Origin of the sequence: Bacteroides ihuae (assembly GCF_900104585.1) — a bacterium.
Lineage (GTDB): Bacteria > Bacteroidota > Bacteroidia > Bacteroidales > Bacteroidaceae > Bacteroides > Bacteroides ihuae.
The window spans coordinates 338386-354433 of the sequence record NZ_FNVX01000005.1 but is presented as its reverse complement, the minus strand read 5'-3'; the positions used below and the strand labels follow the sequence as shown (position 1 = coordinate 354433).

Below are 16048 nucleotides of genomic sequence, written 5' to 3'. Positions count from 1 at the left end.
CTATGCTACTAATTCTTTCTTCGACTTACGGGATTTTTTCGGCTTCGCTTCCTCACCGTTAATAATAAACGTTGCACCCGCATTCTCAAAGCCCTCTACTGCTTCCGCAACCGCATCAGGATTAATATCCTCAAACGGCATATCACTCGCCTCACCCTCTTTAAACGGTAACTCCTGTTGCACAACAGCCCATTTCTTTTCAAACAAGTACTGTTCAACCTCATAACTGCATTTCTGCACTGATTCATAAAGATCCAACGCATACTCGTATTCTTCATTCTCATTGTTGAACATCGTAAACGGCGCATTCAAATTAAGCACCTTCTTACTCATAAGGAAGCGCTTTCCCGTCAAAGTAACCCCTTCGCTGTCATCACTCCCGCCCATTGAATAGCCGGAAACCTCAAGCTTCGAATATATTCCATCAGGAAGATCACAGAGAAGTTTCCCATCCGCTTCTTTCTGTTCGCACAGAATTGTCAAGTGAGGAATAAGCTCGCTAAAAGCGGCGGTCAAATCCTTATGAACAATGTTCTTTCCCTCAATGGTAACCGTGTCACCGTTCTCATTGGTATACGTTGCAACAATCGTATTATCCTTTGTAATTTTTGCTTTTGTAATATCCATAATTACCTTCTGTATTTATACTCGTTAATAAACTCGGCATAGTACCGATCTTCGGGAAGAGGGAGAGTGATTCCCAGTTCAACCGCCGCATCCGCCTTAACCTTCTCTAAAAAATCAGTCATTTGCAACGTGTTTAGCATGGAAGTACTCCCGCAAACCGTCATCTCTACACCATTAATTAAAGCAGTTCTACGAAGAAAGGCCATACAGTAGTGATCATGCACATCTTGCTTATCTGTCCCTGTTTCTCGCTCAATACATGTAAACCATAACCACATCAATGCATTCTGTGAAATAGTACGCTGTTCAACATAACGTTCAATTTTCAACCTATAACGCCCATTCCTTAACTGGGAATACATAAACTCTAATGGCTTTGATAACTCTACCTCTCCGTCTTTCTTCGTTAGAATTGCTTCCTGACTCATAACACTCCAATCATTTTAAGCTCATGTCCGGAGAGCTCCATAAGCATATTAGTGACCTCTGCCATATCAATCGTTTCATCCCCTTTTTCCCAATTAAAGTCAATGAAATGGTTGTTGCATCCGTAACCATCACCGGCGGGACTAAAGCTTAATTCGCTTTCAATATCGCTTAACCGATCTTCTTCTATTGCCTTGGACACTCTGTTCAATTTTTCCAATACATGAGATTTCAAAGCCGAATATTGCCTCTCCCGCAGATTGTTGACATTGACACTCATTATATCCGAAATATTACTCATTGTTTTGCCCTCCAAACACTTTTTTATCAGTAATAAGTTCCTTGTTAGCTTCCAAAAACTGAATGAAAGCCTCGCAATGGTTTATCAGCATTTGAGTACTCTGTTTGTGATTGTAAGTGTAATACTCCGGAAACTGTGTACCACTTATAAGCGGTGTTCTACTGGTACCACCTTTTAAAGCATAAGCGGTAAACTCAAATGCTTTCACGCTATCCATCTGTCCCGATGCAATCAAACAATACGGATACACATGCCGTTGCCAGCCATGCTCGTATTTGCCAAACTCATACTTTGATGTTGTTTTGATATCGTACACCGTATCACGAATGAGTTCATCAATAAACCCGTAGAGTTCAACATTACCAAACTGTGTCGGGAGAATTGCGGAGACAAACAACTGAGAAACGGCACTTTCAAAGTAGTTCGCTTGTTCAATACACCACTGCCTGTCAAACATGAAGCGCCTATTCGGAAACTCAACCATGATAACGTTCCTTTCTTCATCACCTTTAATAGTGAAGTTATTACGTTCATCAGGCACATGCCCACGACTATGCACATAGCAATCAATGATCTCATTGAAAGCTGTTCCCTTATCAGCCGCCTCACTTTCAAAGGGAACACGGTTGATAGAATCCAACAAGCTTTGCTTCAGTTCAACTTCAATTTCTTCCGGAGATTTTTTATATTCCCCGGTTTCATTATCAATATTCCAATATGCTTCCAGCTGTTCGTCCGCTCTCAAATACTTCTCGTATTGGTCAAGTAGACTTGGATAAAATTTATAATCAGGCCGCACGTTCATACTTCTTTGATAATTTATTGTATTTCAATCCTAACTTTCTACATTTATCATTCAAGAGTGTGCCAGCCTGCACCTTACTATCAAAGATGTGCTGGAATTCACCAATACGGGTAAGAGCATCATTTGCGGAAATTTCATCTGTCACAAGCTCTACGTTCTCCCTTATCACATCCATCAAAGATTCATAGTCATTCGAGAGCTCCGTTTGCCTAGCCTGATATTCCGTGTATTTTGAAATGATGTCAGTCATGAATGTATTACGGCCGGTTATGTTACCGTTTGCATCGATGATAACCGGAATCTTTATCACAGAAGGAAGGTTGCAGGTATTCTTTCCATAGAACTTCTCGCAGGGATCGAAAGAAATTGTTTTCTCTTTTCCGATGGCCTCCATGTACCCTACAAGATCCAATTCCTTAATCAAATCACCGGCAGAGCTACCGCCAATCTCCGGCCTAATCTGTTTTTCCTCGCCATTCTTCTCCTCGCGTTCATGGGCAACAAACACAACGTTCTTACCCATCATCGAAACAGTTTTGAGAAATGCGATAAACATAGCCTTTCGTTCGCCGTATTCATTCAATGCCAACTTTCGGCCCGGCGTTTTATTCTTTGAACGAGCAATAATATCCGCACTCATAAAGTCAAGCATCTTACCGGCCGTATCAATCACGATCGTGTTATACTCTTTAATGTCCTCCGAGGCAATAACCTGATTCGTTTCATCCCATGAAGTGATTTGTACCGTCGGCATACGATGTGCAGCATTCACACGGTGCACACCACCGTCATAATCAAATAATACCGGATTAGGCGCACTCAAAGAAAGCGTCGTTTTACCGATACCCGGTTGTCCGTAAATAAGTGCTGATATTGTACTTTTGACCATCAGCTCGGTCGGTTTCTTAATAAGTCCCATGATTAATAATTTTGTGGGTTAATAAATAAAATGAATCAAAAAAATAGTTCCCGGATAGGCATTCAAGCCACACCGGGATTACAATCGATTTTATGCACCTTAACAGGCTTTACAATCATTATAGTTCTAGTTTAAAATTGTATTTATACTCCCTCCGCTAAGGTGTGGACTATAACGGAATCGAACCGCTATTTTCGGATAAACACTCCGATGTCTGCCTTTGACTAATAGCCCGTTTTGCCCCGCACGCTTGCGAGGCTGCAAAATGAAATGTATTCGGTTAAGTATAAATCCTAAAGAAGGCTTGCACTTCACGCTGTCCTTTGCAGCGACATTATTTGATTAATCTGCAATATTGCATTGTGGAGAAGGCAGGATTCGAACCTGTATTTGTCACATACCAATTGCAAACGTCCGGCACGATCGGAACCAATTCCACGCACTAGGGTGGAGCGTCTACCATTCCGCCACTTCTCCGTTTTGCCTACGCCACGCCTGACGTAGGACTTTCAAGCTAAAAAAAATCAAATACTATGAAAAACACAATTCACCGTGATTCACATCATGGGTTTAAATATTGGCTTTAGAATGCGATGATAAAACCATACCGAGTATACGAGCCCTATCACATTCCAATGCCAGTTCCATTCTCCTGTTATTGGATTTTCTCCGTTAAACATCAACAAACACGGCAATGCTAATAAATTAAGCACTAGCACGTTTATTATTATTTTTCCCATCTCTTTTCAATTTACGAGGTTTACGGTACGATCTTCTGGCAAAGCGAAGCACATCGGAAGCATTGCAAAACCATTTACCATTTTGCTTGTTAGTTGGCTTCTCCGCACGTATTTTGCCCTCACCCACTAACTTAAAGAGTCTCCCACGTCCGCCGACAATATCAGCAGCTTCACGCTGGCCGAACGTTTTATTGTTCATCACCGTTAGTATTTCCTGAAGCTTTGCCTCTATTGTCCCATCATCGAGTATCGTTGTCCTCAGTTCATTATTTGCTTGGTATATCATATCAGTGTCGTTAAATCAAGTTCATTTTTCTTTCCCGATCCAGTTCTAGCCCTCGCAGTTATACGAGCATTCTTTTTGCCTCTCATTCGTCTTAAATCAACATTGTGACATGTTACCTGCATCACAATAAATAAGACACTGAACAAGAGCTCAAGCCCGTGTTTGCGAATTTCTTTCAGATCGAAATTCTTTTTCATTTTCTCACAGAGCATATACAAAAGAAGCTCGGTATCTTTCGATATTCCGAGCTTCCTGTATATTGTCCGTTTCTGTGTTTTGGTGGTCCATACCGATTTGCATAAATTATCGGCCACCTCCTTATCGGTAAGTCCCTTGCAATATTCATTTGCGACCTGCCATTCTGCCGGTGACAAAGCATTCATCATTATGCTATCCTTTTTGCCACACAAACAAATCCTTTTTTGCATTGTGACCACTTTGCACCTGAACGGATTAATTCTGTCTGCAAACGCTGAATCGTGTTGACTACCGTTTGTTGTTGCTCAATAGGGAATACCTCTTCACTGCCTACTTCCATTTCTCGCAGAACAGGCGAAACATCCCTTCTTTCTATTGTTTCATTCATTTGTCACCTCCCTCCTTAATAAAATCATATACAGACTTTAAAGCCGCTTTTGCTTCTCGAATCGTTGGCTTCAAATTACCTTTGATATAAATAGTAAAATTGAAATCAGTTGGAGCATTTGGATTATCCATAGACCATCCATTCTTATACGCATGAAATAGAACAGCATCCACATGAGGACTGTACTGAACAAAGATTTGGCCTTTGTTTCTAGTAGAAAACTCGATAGAGTCCATAACAGCTTTTTCGACAAGCTGTCGAACGTTTTTTACTTTTCCCATAACTCTAATATTATTAATTGATTAATGTTCTCCCGAAGTGATTCGATCAACAGCATCACGCTCTTTTTCGGGAGATTTACTTACCTTTGTAGTACAAACCAAAAAATAAGTAATAATGAAAAAATCTATTATTAAAACTCAAAGAGAGATTGTCGAAACGCTTATCCATGAACACCTTAGCTTAAGCTATAAATGCGATGAATTAGAAAAACTTGGAGTCAACGTAAATCTCAGTAATATCCTTCTGGATACAGCATTCGATATCATTGGATTTCCTCAAGACACTACCATTGAAACAAACGCATCCGATAAAGATTATTTTTGCCGTGATTACCTCACTAACTCCACAATAATTGATAGAGGATCCTCAAACCAGCACCAGACTGTAGAAGACTACGTTGAATATCTGTATAATGAGATGGACAACTTGGAGAAAGAATCTCCCGAGCTTTTTCAGTTAAAGTAAGGAACGTACATTGTTTAGATACATCCTTAGTTATTAACCCCTCTTCCACTAAATAATTTATGGACTTACAAAGGCTATGCATTGTAAGTCCTAAATTTCTCGATAAAATAGTATAACTTATTTTCATAACAAATTAAAATATTAAATAAAATGAACGAACTGATTTCTCTTATTAAAAAGTCTCTAAAAAATAAGGGGCAGAGAGTTGTAATGGCAATTATCATGTATGCTCCTGTTGGCTATTTACTTATGCATAATGTAATTCCCGAATTTGAATCTTATAATTATTTCCTAAAAGTTGCCACAGTCATAGTGTTATCGACATTGGGTATACTTCTGTCTATTAATTCCTTACGCCCATTATTAAGTAAAGAGTTTAATAAATTAGATATGTACGTGTGCACTTTTTTTGCCTATTTTATCTCCATTTTAGCCCTACTAGGTTCAGTTTTGGAATTTCTATACCAACACATAGCTATATTTTCATTCTTTGTCTTTTTTGTTATTTTCCAAATATTATTCAAGTCAATTTGCAAAATCAAGGATCGCAAAAAAGCATAAGAAGAATATCGTATTTAAAATAATAGTGCCCCGATAACCTACAACGGTTTCAAGCCGGAATGATGTACCGATCGGGGCTTGTTGTTAAGCTTCATTTTAACCCACTACTATCAAGGACATGTCTACTATCTGTTTATATGGGTATGCTTCGGAGTTCCGTTGTACCTTTCTCAGTACGAACTGCGGCAGATTATATCAGTCACACGTAACCGATTGCTTTCCGGGTCTGCACCCGTATCCCTACTCAAGTCTGCTTCTGTTACCAGTTCCGAGCCTTTCAGGGAATCCTTCATTGCGGGGAGGAAACAACCCCTGTTTGTTTTATGAGTCAAACTCTCATTGCTCCCAATATCCCTTTGCGGGTAAATGCAGATTAAAACCTCATTGTATTGGGTGACTTAACGCTGCCAAGCGATTGATTAAGGTTCAATTAACCTCGTATCCTCTTTCAGATTCTCCGTTGCCGGAAGGCTCATTCTCAAAGGGATTGCACCGAAAACTAAGCCAATGCGCATTTTGCTCTCTGTACCCTATCAAAAGGTAGGTTCTAAGACCATACAGGAATATTTCATCCGTCAGTCTCCGACGTAGTGTGCCCCGTACAGGCCAGTGCTATTTGGATTGTAATATGCAGATTCAGGAATATTCAGATCATTATATGCTTTGCTTGGAGTAGCTTTTGCGGAATTACGGATAGTTTCATTTCTTCTCTCCATCGCTTTCTTTGCATTTTCATTAACACCGCTCATTGCTACCTGAAGCTTTGCTAATTTCCATGAGTTCACGAGACATTCTGAAAAGGTTTTTTCACCATTTGCTCTTCTATAACTTCTATGAGCTGTTCTCATGATTTGCGACAAATTGTATTGTTGATTTTTCATCTTAATCCTTATTAGGTATTGTTTTTTCTTTGCTTATTCAATCAATCATTGTATATTTGTGTGATTGAATGATGCAAAGATAAAGTAAATTCAAGTAATATCAAGTTTTTCATCTAAGAAATACTGGATATTAACTTATTTTAATTGATTATACTTGATTTTAGATGGAAACAAGCGAAAGAATAGCTGAATTATTAAAGTATTCCAATATGTCTGCGAAGAAATTTGCAGAAAGTATTGGAATCAAAACTGTTCAAAGCTTATATGATATACAAAAAGGAAAAATAAAAAATATCAGTAATGCACTTGCAGGAAAGATAGCCAGCGCTTTTCCAGAAATAGAAAAAACTTGGCTATTAACAGGAGAAGGTGAAATGCTAAACAATTCACCTCAAACACAAACTATCAAGAACGAAGCCGTGCTCTTTGAGTTCGGCACAATAATGAACGTACCACTCGTGAATCAATATGCATACGCTGGGTATCTATGTGGATACTCAGATCCAGAATATATAGGCGCACTGCCAACAGTCCCATTCCCCGTAGATCGAGAATATCAAGGCCAATACATCTGCTTTGAAGTAAAAGGAGATTCAATGGACGACGGAAGCAAATATAGCTTTGAAGAAGGCGACATTGTGCTTTGCCGGGATATCGCTCAGGAATACTGGAAGAGCAAATTACACATTAATAAATGGAATGCTTTTGTAATAGTACACAAGACTGACGGCGTGCTAATCAAGAAGATCATAGATCATGATGTGGAAAAAGGGATTATCACAATTCATTCCCTTAACCCCTTATATAAAGATAGAGAGTTGAATTTAGTAGACGTTAAGATGCTATTCAATGTAGTAAAAATGCAAAGGAATCAATAATATCAAGACCTTATTTTTTATACACATATCCTGAAGACGATCTCAAAGCCATCAACATATAAAAAGGCTAACGAATAACACTATGAAGATCATACTTAAAGTACATAGATACATGAAAAGACTATAGGGAAATGGCTGTATCAAACAACAATAAAATTTCATTCTTTGAAATTATAATTTTCGTACTATCCCTTTACGTATTATGCGTAATGACTCTTGAACTCTTTATGCCAATGTCTGAAGAGATGAAAGAGCTATTATGGATGATAGACACAAGCATTTGTGTGATCTTCATCATCGATTTTCTAATTAGCTTCATCAAAGCGCCACAAAAACTACATTTTCTTAAATTTGGTATTATAGATTTATTGGCTAGTATACCCAATATTGGAATACTAAGATTTGGACGAGTAGCTAAAATTATTCGCGTCTTTAGAGTAATCAAAGCTGCAAAATCAATAAATAGAATTCTAAATCAGACATTCAAAAATAAAGGAGAAGGCATCTTCAAATCGGTGATTTTATTCTCTATCCTGTTAGTTATTGCATCATCACTGCTTATCTTAACCTTCGAGAAAGGCATAGGAGAAATAAATAATGCCCAAGATGCTTTCTGGTGGACAATATATACCATATTAGGTATGGACTACTGTAGCCCTCCAATCTCTGTGTATGGGAAAATCATAGCCGCATTACTAGCCATATCAGGTATGACATTACTTGGATCATTCACAGCATACTTAGCTGAAATCTTTTTTAATAACAAAAAATAATAACTATGGACTTTAAAGATGCGATTAAACAGTTTGCGGAAAGAGTTGAAAAGCTCAAAGATAACATCTGTACCGAAGAAGCAACCAAGAATGCTTTTATCATGCCTTTCATTAATACGCTAGGCTATGATGTTTTCAACCCCCTTGAAGTAGTTCCCGAAATGACTTGTGACATCGGTATGAAAAAAGGCGAAAAGATTGATTATGCCATTATGAAAGACGGTGAGCCAATATTACTGATTGAGTGCAAGCATTGGGCACAAGACTTAAATCTACACGACAATCAATTATTGCGCTATTTCAATGTATCAAAAGCTAAATTTGGACTGCTCACCAATGGCATTATCTATCGGTTTTATACTGATCTTATGGAACCTAATAAAATGGATGAAAAACCCTTCTTGGAGGTTGACATTACTGATGTGAAAGATTCGCAAATTGAAGAGCTTAAAAAGTTCCATAAGTCTTATTTTGATATTGAAAACATCTTAAGCTCAGCCAGTGAGTTAAAATACACAAGCGAACTAAAAATGATTATTGCAAAAGAGTTTGCTAATCCAACACCTGAATTTGTTAAATTCTTCGCTAAACAAGTTTATGACAGTAGCATAACAGCAAAGTTACTAGAACAATTCACTGTGCTTACAAGAAAATCAATAAGTAGCTATATAAGCGATCTTATTTCTGAAAGACTAAAAACAGCATTAAAAACTGAAGAAGCAGTCGAAGCTCCAAAAGAAATTGAGGCCAGTCCTGAAGATAAAAATAGCGACAACAAAATTGTAACTACCGAAGAAGAACTAGAAGCATACAGGATAGTCAAGTCCATTTGCAGAGAAAAAATTGAAGTATCTAGAATTGTACATAGAGACGCTCAAACATATTTCTCTATTCTCCTAGACGACAACAATAGAAAGTGCATTTGCCGAATGTATTTTAACTCATCAAACAAATATGTAGCAACTATTGATGAGAACAAAAAAGACGTCAAACATCTTATCGAAAGTCTTGATGATTTATATAAATATTCTGAAGATTATTTTAAGGCAATTAACATGTACGAAAAGAAAGAGAGCAACGAATAATAGTTAAAGATAAATAGTAAAATGGGGGCTAAAACCAAGCGCCCCATTATATCAATTACAAAACATGAAAAAGATTCTATTGTTTCTAGCTGTAGGTGCAATCACCTCAACAGCATGTTCACCATCCAAAGAAGATAAAGCTAAAAAGCTCATTGAAGAGAGTTTGAAGAAAACCATGAAAGACTGGTCCAGCTATGAGTTTGTAGAAATATCGAAGCCTGATTCAACATTTACGACTTACTTCTCGACCTCCGAATATGATTCTTTAAGCAAAATCGAAAGTGACCTTGAGATAAAAAAAATAAATTTAGAGGTCAACTCAGGGTACCCAGATATTTATGGCAAAACAAGATGTAGAGAAATGACTGATAGCATACCAGTGATCGAACAACTAATCGGTGATACAAAAAGCAAAATAGAGATTGGGAAGAAAAACTTCAAACGCCAATTTAGTGGATGGTATACAAAATTCACGTGCAGAGGTAATAACAGCTTAGGTGCCAAAATTATAGAAAAAGCAAATTACTATTTTGACAAAGATATTACTGAAATAGTGCACACTAGTAATGAGGCTGAATAAAATACAATGGAAATAGCTGTCATACAAAACAAGATATACGAGATTAGAGGATGCAAAGTAATGCTTGACTTTGACTTGGCAAAACTCTATGGAACAGAAACCAGTTTACTCAAAAGAGCTGTAAGGCGAAATATTGAACGCTTCCCAGAAGATTTCATGTTTGAGTTAACAAAAAAAGAGGCTAATGATCTGATATCCAGTAGGGTATTCCAAAATGGCACACCCCAATACAATTTCAGTGCTTACTCGCCTTTTGCCTTTACCGAACAAGGTGTAGCGATGCTTTCATCCGTTCTAAGATCAAACATCGCTATTAAGGTAAACATTGCCATCATGCGTGCATTCGTCAGCGTAAGACAATACGTATTAAGCAGCGAAGCTAATACTGATGAAATGAAAGAGCTTCGCAATAGAATATTGGAACTAGAGCAACAGGGGCCAAAAGCCTTTAAAATGATTGAACGCCTTGGAAAAGAAACAATGGAAGCCATTAATGACCTTAGCGAAGATTATCGAAAGGAACTTGATGATATCTACCTTGCTCTTTCACAATTAGCGGCGAAGCAGAAAGATGATAAGAAGAAGCCGCCACGTAAGCCAATAGGATTTAAAACTTATGAAGATGATAAATAGCATATCACAGTGTAACAAGAACCGTACCGATGAAGCATACTGTTCCCTCACTCCTACCTGCAAAGGATGGGGTTGCAAGTTTCTCACTACGGTGATTAAAGAAGTGCCGGAGACGGAAGAGGAAAAAGCCAGGCTTTTCGCCAAGGTCTACCGGGAAGCAAAACATAAGGGGGTGATTGATTGCCCCGCTTACCGCTCGATCTTCATTGATGAAGTACTAGAAAATATTGGACATATAACAAATGGAAGCTTGACCCCAATTTACTAAAACGAATCTTCGAGAACATGAAAATGAGTAGTAACCACCTAATACACTGCACGTTACCGAATTCCCTTTAGGGCATTCGTAACGCGTAGGTCGCCGGTTCAAGTCCGGCTACCGGCTCATGCAGCCTCAGGAACTTCCTTATAAAGCAACAAACCTCTCTCTTAAAACTGTTACTATATTATTTATAGCGATTCAGCTCTTTTTTCTCTCCTATTTGCCTGTATTCGGGCAAGAGACCTATCAAGGCACAACTCTAAACAAACTAAATCTTCAAAACTTAGAGATTCCCAATGCGACAACCTCCCGAGAAGAACAAGTTATAAGGCATAAAGGATATATTGTTTCATACAATAAATCGTGGAAACTACCAAACTGGGTCTCTTATGAACTTACCAGAACCGAACTCACCGGTAAAGCAAAAAGGAATAATCGTTTCATGAGTGATCCCTTCGTTTACGGGAGCAGTGCCAGCAACAAAGACTATGCTCGTAGCGGTTTTGACAAAGGGCATATGGCTCCGGCTGCAGACATGAAATGGGATGAGGTAGCAATGAAGGAATCGTTCTACTTTAGCAACGTTTGCCCTCAACATCCGGAACTAAACCGGAGAAAATGGAAGGATCTGGAAAGCCAAATTCGTGATTGGGCAAGAGTAGACAGTGTACTTATCATTATTTGTGGACCTTTGGTCGATAAGCAATCAAAAACTATCGGACGAAACTCGATCACTGTTCCAACAGGATTCTTTAAAATAATACTATCGCCTTTCCCAACTCCGAGAGCTATCGGTTTTATCTTTAAGAATGAGCGTTCTGTAGCCAACCTTAGAAGTTATTGCATAACGATTGACAATATAGAAAGCATAAGCGGTTTAGATTTCTTTTCTCATTTACCCAATAAGCTCGAAAGGCAAATTGAATCACAAATAGAGTTCTCGCACTGGCCCATGAATTAGTGTTCCAAAATTCCCTTCCAAGAAATTTAATAAAGATTTTAGTCCATCGACTAATTCTATTCACCTATTTCTTTATATCTTTGGCGGCAAATTCAACAGACTCATCCGATGATTAAGAAAAATAAGAAAAAGTTATCAATAATCGCAGGCATCGTCTTTGCTGCAGGTTTTATAGCTATCGGCACTGTATACTACTATTTCTTTTCCTCACAATTTCATCCGCAAAAAGAAGTTTACGTCTATATTGATCGAGACGACACGCTGGACTCTATTTATAACAAGGTGATAGACAAAGGATTACCGGGCAATTTAAGTGGATTTCGCTGGATGGCTGAATATCAAGATTATTCAAAGAGCATACATACCGGACGATATCTCATAAAACCCGGAGATAATGTGTACCACGTATTCAAACGCATGGCAAGAGGGCGGCAAACACCTTTGAATCTGACAATAGGTAATGTACGAACAAAGGAGAGATTAGCCCGCAACATAGGAAAGCAACTGATGATTGACTCTACGGAAGTTGCTTCTAAGCTTTTAGATTCTACCTTTTGTGCTAAAATGGGTTATAAAGAGGAAACGATTATATGTCTGTTTATTCCTGAAACTTATCAGGTGTATTGGGATATAAGTTTGGACGACTTCTTCAAGCGGATGCAAAAAGAGCATGCTAAATTCTGGAACAAAGATCGACTAGCTAAAGCTAAAGCCATCGGGTTAACGCCTGAAGAAGTTTCCACTGTTGCATCTATTGTAGAAGAAGAAACCAATAACGACAATGAAAAGCCGATGGTAGCAGGGTTATATCTGAATCGATTTCACGCATTAATGCCTCTGCAAGCAGACCCTACAATCAAATTTGCCTTGCAGGATTTTGGTTTGAGGCGGATCAAAAATGAATACCTCAGCATTAACTCACCTTACAATACTTATAAGAATATCGGATTACCTCCCGGCCCTATCCGAATACCATCCGTGAAGGGTATTGATAGTGTGCTCAATTATGTGAAACACAATTATATATATATGTGTGCCAAAGAGGATTTTTCGGGTACGCATAACTTTGCATCCAATTACGCTGAGCACATGGTAAATGCCCGCAAATACTGGGAGGCCTTAAATAAAAGAAAAATATTTAAATAATCGCCTCTGATTATTTAAATAGATACCGACTAATACATGATTAACACTAAAAAGAACGATATGAACAAACAACTTTTACTCGGAGATGAAGCTATCGCTCAAGCAGCTTTAGATGCGGGACTTTCGGGCGTATATGCGTATCCCGGAACTCCTTCTACCGAGATTACGGAATATATTCAGGGTGCTTCTATTACGAAAGAGAAGAATATACACAACCGTTGGTCGGCTAATGAGAAAACGGCTATGGAAGCGGCATTGGGAATGTCATTTGTGGGTAAAAGGGCATTGGTTTGTATGAAGCATGTTGGACTGAATGTGGCTGCTGATTGCTTTATTAACTCAGCTGTTACGGGAGTTAATGGGGGACTGATTGTGGTTGCTGCGGATGATCCAAGCATGCATTCTTCACAGAATGAACAGGACAGCCGCTTTTATGGGGATTTCTCACTGATTCCGATGTTTGAACCAAGTAATCAGCAAGAGGCTTACGACATGGTGTATAGCGGATTTGACTTTTCTGAAAAAACAGGAGAGCCGTTGCTATTACGCATGGTGACGCGATTGGCACATTCTCGTTCTGGTGTGGAACGTAAAACTCAAATGCCTCAAAACAATATTTCTTTCGGAGAAGATCCGCGACAATTCATCTTACTCCCCGGGAATGCCCGTAAACGATACAAAATGCTCCTTGCCAAACAAGATGAATTTATAAAGGCTTCAGAAGAATCTCCCTATAACTTATACATTGACGGGGCAAACAAAAAAACAGGTATCATAGCCTGTGGCATCGCATATAACTACTTGATGGAGAACTATCCGGAAGGATGTGAGTATCCGGTGTTAAAGATCGGGCAGTATCCATTGCCTAAAAAACAGTTGAAACAATTGGTTGAAGTATGCGACGAGATTCTAATCTTGGAAGATGGGCAACCATTTGTAGAAAAGCAGTTGAAAGGATATCTGGGCATGGGATTGAAGATAAAGGGAAGACTGGACGGAACTTTATCTCAGGATGGTGAGCTAAATCCTGATACGGTGGCTCGTGCCATAGGAAAAGAAAATAAATCGTACTTCACAATACCCGGCATCGTAGAAATGCGACCACCTGCACTTTGCGAAGGTTGTGGTCATAGAGATATGTACACAACTTTGACGGAGGTATTAAAAGAGGAATATCCTACTCATAAAGTATTTAGCGATATCGGTTGCTACACACTAGGAGCGAGTGCTCCTTTTCATGCCATCGACTCATGTGTAGACATGGGAGCTTCTATCACAATGGCCAAAGGAGCTTCTGATGGAGGTCTCCACCCGGCAGTTGCTGTTATCGGCGATTCTACTTTTACTCATTCGGGTATGACGGGATTGCTCGACTGTGTTAATGAGAAGGCTAATGTTACCATCATCATATCTGACAACGAGACGACTGCAATGACGGGAGGACAGGATTCCGCCGGTACAGGACGCTTGGAAGCTATTTGTGCGGGCCTCGGAGTAGAGCCTGAACACATCCGCATCATCGTTCCACTGAAGAAGAATTACGAAGAGATGAAGCAAATGATACGAGAGGAAATTGATTACAAGGGTGTTTCTGTAATTATCCCTCGTAGAGATTGTATACAAACATTAGCACGCAAAAAAAGGAATAAATAAGCCATGAAAAAGGATATTATACTATCAGGCGTAGGTGGACAAGGTATCTTGTCTATTGCCACAGTAATAGGTAAAGCTGCCTTAAAAGAGGGGCTTCATATGAAACAGGCGGAAGTGCACGGTATGAGTCAGCGTGGTGGCGATGTGCAATCGAATTTGCGAATAAGTGACTGCCCCATCGCTTCTGATTTAATTCCATCGGGTAAATGCGATCTGATCATTTCGCTTGAGCCAATGGAAGGGCTTAGGTACCTCCCCTATCTCAGTGTTGATGGCTGGATGGTTACAAATGAGACTCCTCTTATCAACATTCCGAACTATCCCGACAAAGAACGGGTAATGGCGGAAATAAATAAGCTGCCTCACAAAATAATACTCAACGTAGATGAAGTGGCCAAAGAAGTAGGTTCTGCACGAGTAGCAAATATCGTATTATTGGGAGCTACAATACCTTTCTTGGGAATAGATTATGCTAAGATACAAGATAGTATTCGTGAGATTTTTGAACGTAAAGGCTCTGAAATTATAGAACTTAACCTTAAAGCATTAGCTGCCGGAAAAGAGATTGCAGAAAAAATGATGTAAAAGCGTGAGTGATATAAACAGAAGCAATAAATAAACTAAATATGCAATTATTAAAAGAAAGAATCCTGCAAGACGGAAAGTGTTTTGAAGGGGGTATCCTGAAAGTAGACAGTTTTATTAACCACCAGATGGATCCTAGATTAATGAAATCTATCGGTGATGAGTTTGCACGGCTTTTTGCTTCAAGCGGAGTTAACAAGATAATGACCATTGAAGCTAGCGGCATTGCTCCTGCTATTATGACGGGGTATCTCATGGATCTTCCTGTGGTCTTTGCAAAGAAAAAATCTCCAAAGACAATACAAAATGCATTAATCACCACTGTTCATTCGTTTACCAAAGACCGTGACTATGAAGTCGTTATCAGTTCGGATTTTCTCACTCCGAATGACAAAGTACTGTTCGTCGATGACTTTTTAGCCTATGGAAATGCTGCCTTAGGTGTTATCGATCTGATGAAACAATCGGGAGCACAACTGGTTGGAATGGGATTTATCATAGAGAAAGCATTCCAAAACGGACGAAAGATGCTCGAGGAAAAAGGGGTACGAGTAGAATCTTTAGCCATAATAGAAGATCTGTCCAATTGCCAAATCAAGATAAAAGAATAGTA

At 38.9% G+C, this 16048-nt stretch carries 23 protein-coding genes and 2 tRNA genes; 13 read left to right on the top strand and 12 right to left on the bottom strand.

The window, feature by feature from the left end; genetic code table 11:
• From BQ5338_RS07030 to BQ5338_RS06985, 11 genes are all read right to left on the bottom strand, one after another.
• On the bottom strand, nucleotides 1-627 hold the full coding sequence (locus BQ5338_RS07030) for a hypothetical protein (protein WP_071146127.1): 627 nt from the start codon (nucleotides 625-627) through the stop codon (nucleotides 1-3).
• Nucleotides 628-629: 2 nt separating this feature from the next.
• Nucleotides 630-1055 (bottom strand): NinB/YbcN family protein, encoded by a 426-nt coding sequence (locus tag BQ5338_RS07025; RefSeq protein WP_071146126.1) that lies wholly within the window; start codon nucleotides 1053-1055, stop codon nucleotides 630-632.
• Complete coding sequence (locus BQ5338_RS07020) at nucleotides 1052-1354, bottom strand: hypothetical protein (RefSeq protein WP_071146125.1); 303 nt, start codon at nucleotides 1352-1354, stop codon at nucleotides 1052-1054. Before BQ5338_RS07020 ends, BQ5338_RS07025 begins: the two co-directional genes overlap by 4 nt.
• Nucleotides 1347-2159, bottom strand: coding sequence for a hypothetical protein (locus BQ5338_RS07015; RefSeq protein WP_071146124.1), 813 nt, complete (start codon nucleotides 2157-2159; stop codon nucleotides 1347-1349). Before BQ5338_RS07015 ends, BQ5338_RS07020 begins: the two co-directional genes overlap by 8 nt.
• Entirely contained in the window at nucleotides 2143-3078 is a 936-nt protein-coding gene (locus BQ5338_RS07010) for an ATP-binding protein (RefSeq protein WP_071146123.1), read from the bottom strand. Before BQ5338_RS07010 ends, BQ5338_RS07015 begins: the two co-directional genes overlap by 17 nt.
• Before the next feature lie 165 nt (nucleotides 3079-3243).
• A tRNA-Asn gene (locus tag BQ5338_RS07005) sits at nucleotides 3244-3312 on the bottom strand.
• A gap of 129 nt (nucleotides 3313-3441) precedes the next feature.
• Nucleotides 3442-3555: transfer RNA gene (locus BQ5338_RS16845), tRNA-OTHER, on the bottom strand.
• 228 nt (nucleotides 3556-3783) lie between these two features.
• Nucleotides 3784-4104: a hypothetical protein gene (locus tag BQ5338_RS07000; RefSeq protein ID WP_078063422.1), complete on the bottom strand. Its 321-nt coding sequence runs from the start codon at nucleotides 4102-4104 to the stop codon at nucleotides 3784-3786.
• Nucleotides 4101-4490 (bottom strand): helix-turn-helix transcriptional regulator, encoded by a 390-nt coding sequence (locus BQ5338_RS06995; RefSeq protein ID WP_235816389.1) that lies wholly within the window; start codon nucleotides 4488-4490, stop codon nucleotides 4101-4103. The genes BQ5338_RS07000 and BQ5338_RS06995 overlap by 4 nt, the downstream gene beginning before the upstream one ends.
• On the bottom strand, nucleotides 4490-4690 hold the full coding sequence (locus tag BQ5338_RS06990; RefSeq protein WP_071146122.1) for a hypothetical protein: 201 nt from the start codon (nucleotides 4688-4690) through the stop codon (nucleotides 4490-4492). The genes BQ5338_RS06995 and BQ5338_RS06990 overlap by 1 nt, the downstream gene beginning before the upstream one ends.
• Nucleotides 4687-4971: a hypothetical protein gene (locus tag BQ5338_RS06985; RefSeq protein ID WP_071146121.1), complete on the bottom strand. Its 285-nt coding sequence runs from the start codon at nucleotides 4969-4971 to the stop codon at nucleotides 4687-4689. The genes BQ5338_RS06990 and BQ5338_RS06985 overlap by 4 nt, the downstream gene beginning before the upstream one ends.
• A gap of 115 nt (nucleotides 4972-5086) precedes the next feature.
• On the opposite strand from BQ5338_RS06985, the gene BQ5338_RS06980 reads away from it, so the two are divergent.
• Both BQ5338_RS06980 and BQ5338_RS06975 read left to right on the top strand, forming a co-directional pair.
• Complete coding sequence (locus tag BQ5338_RS06980; protein ID WP_071146120.1) at nucleotides 5087-5437, top strand: hypothetical protein; 351 nt, start codon at nucleotides 5087-5089, stop codon at nucleotides 5435-5437.
• Nucleotides 5438-5587: 150 nt separating this feature from the next.
• Complete coding sequence (locus tag BQ5338_RS06975; RefSeq protein ID WP_071146119.1) at nucleotides 5588-5998, top strand: hypothetical protein; 411 nt, start codon at nucleotides 5588-5590, stop codon at nucleotides 5996-5998.
• A 575-nt stretch (nucleotides 5999-6573) separates the two neighbouring features.
• Here BQ5338_RS06975 and BQ5338_RS06970 read toward each other — a convergent pair.
• Complete coding sequence (locus BQ5338_RS06970) at nucleotides 6574-6879, bottom strand: hypothetical protein (protein ID WP_235816388.1); 306 nt, start codon at nucleotides 6877-6879, stop codon at nucleotides 6574-6576.
• 164 nt (nucleotides 6880-7043) lie between these two features.
• Here BQ5338_RS06970 and BQ5338_RS06965 point away from each other — a divergent pair, with 164 nt between their 5' ends.
• The 11 genes from BQ5338_RS06965 to xpt all read left to right on the top strand — a co-directional run bounded on the left by BQ5338_RS06965 (nucleotide 7044) and on the right by xpt (nucleotide 16046).
• A complete protein-coding gene (locus BQ5338_RS06965; RefSeq protein WP_071146117.1) occupies nucleotides 7044-7757 on the top strand; it encodes an XRE family transcriptional regulator in 714 nt (237 codons plus the stop codon).
• A gap of 131 nt (nucleotides 7758-7888) precedes the next feature.
• Nucleotides 7889-8530: an ion transporter gene (locus tag BQ5338_RS06960; protein ID WP_071146116.1), complete on the top strand. Its 642-nt coding sequence runs from the start codon at nucleotides 7889-7891 to the stop codon at nucleotides 8528-8530.
• 5 nt (nucleotides 8531-8535) lie between these two features.
• Nucleotides 8536-9615, top strand: coding sequence for a type I restriction endonuclease (locus BQ5338_RS06955; RefSeq protein ID WP_071146115.1), 1080 nt, complete (start codon nucleotides 8536-8538; stop codon nucleotides 9613-9615).
• A 64-nt stretch (nucleotides 9616-9679) separates the two neighbouring features.
• Nucleotides 9680-10195, top strand: a complete 516-nt coding sequence (locus tag BQ5338_RS06950) for a hypothetical protein (RefSeq protein ID WP_071146114.1) — start codon at nucleotides 9680-9682, stop codon at nucleotides 10193-10195.
• Nucleotides 10196-10201: 6 nt separating this feature from the next.
• Nucleotides 10202-10828, top strand: a complete 627-nt coding sequence (locus BQ5338_RS06945; RefSeq protein ID WP_071146113.1) for an ORF6N domain-containing protein — start codon at nucleotides 10202-10204, stop codon at nucleotides 10826-10828.
• On the top strand, nucleotides 10818-11096 hold the full coding sequence (locus tag BQ5338_RS06940; protein ID WP_139265205.1) for a hypothetical protein: 279 nt from the start codon (nucleotides 10818-10820) through the stop codon (nucleotides 11094-11096). Before BQ5338_RS06945 ends, BQ5338_RS06940 begins: the two co-directional genes overlap by 11 nt.
• Before the next feature lie 118 nt (nucleotides 11097-11214).
• Nucleotides 11215-12051, top strand: a complete 837-nt coding sequence (locus BQ5338_RS06935) for a DNA/RNA non-specific endonuclease (protein ID WP_071146111.1) — start codon at nucleotides 11215-11217, stop codon at nucleotides 12049-12051.
• A gap of 108 nt (nucleotides 12052-12159) precedes the next feature.
• Nucleotides 12160-13197, top strand: coding sequence for an endolytic transglycosylase MltG (mltG, locus tag BQ5338_RS06930; RefSeq protein WP_071146110.1), 1038 nt, complete (start codon nucleotides 12160-12162; stop codon nucleotides 13195-13197).
• 60 nt (nucleotides 13198-13257) lie between these two features.
• Nucleotides 13258-14850 carry a thiamine pyrophosphate-dependent enzyme gene (locus BQ5338_RS06925; protein ID WP_071146822.1) on the top strand — a complete coding sequence of 531 codons (1593 nt, stop codon included), beginning with the start codon at nucleotides 13258-13260 and terminating at the stop codon, nucleotides 14848-14850.
• Between the two features lie 3 nt (nucleotides 14851-14853).
• The gene (locus tag BQ5338_RS06920) at nucleotides 14854-15435 is read left to right on the top strand and encodes an indolepyruvate oxidoreductase subunit beta (RefSeq protein ID WP_071146109.1); all 582 of its coding nucleotides are present in this window, start codon (nucleotides 14854-14856) and stop codon (nucleotides 15433-15435) included.
• Nucleotides 15436-15476: 41 nt separating this feature from the next.
• On the top strand, nucleotides 15477-16046 hold the full coding sequence (gene xpt, locus BQ5338_RS06915) for a xanthine phosphoribosyltransferase (RefSeq protein ID WP_071146108.1): 570 nt from the start codon (nucleotides 15477-15479) through the stop codon (nucleotides 16044-16046).
• Nucleotides 16047-16048 lie beyond the last annotated feature (2 nt).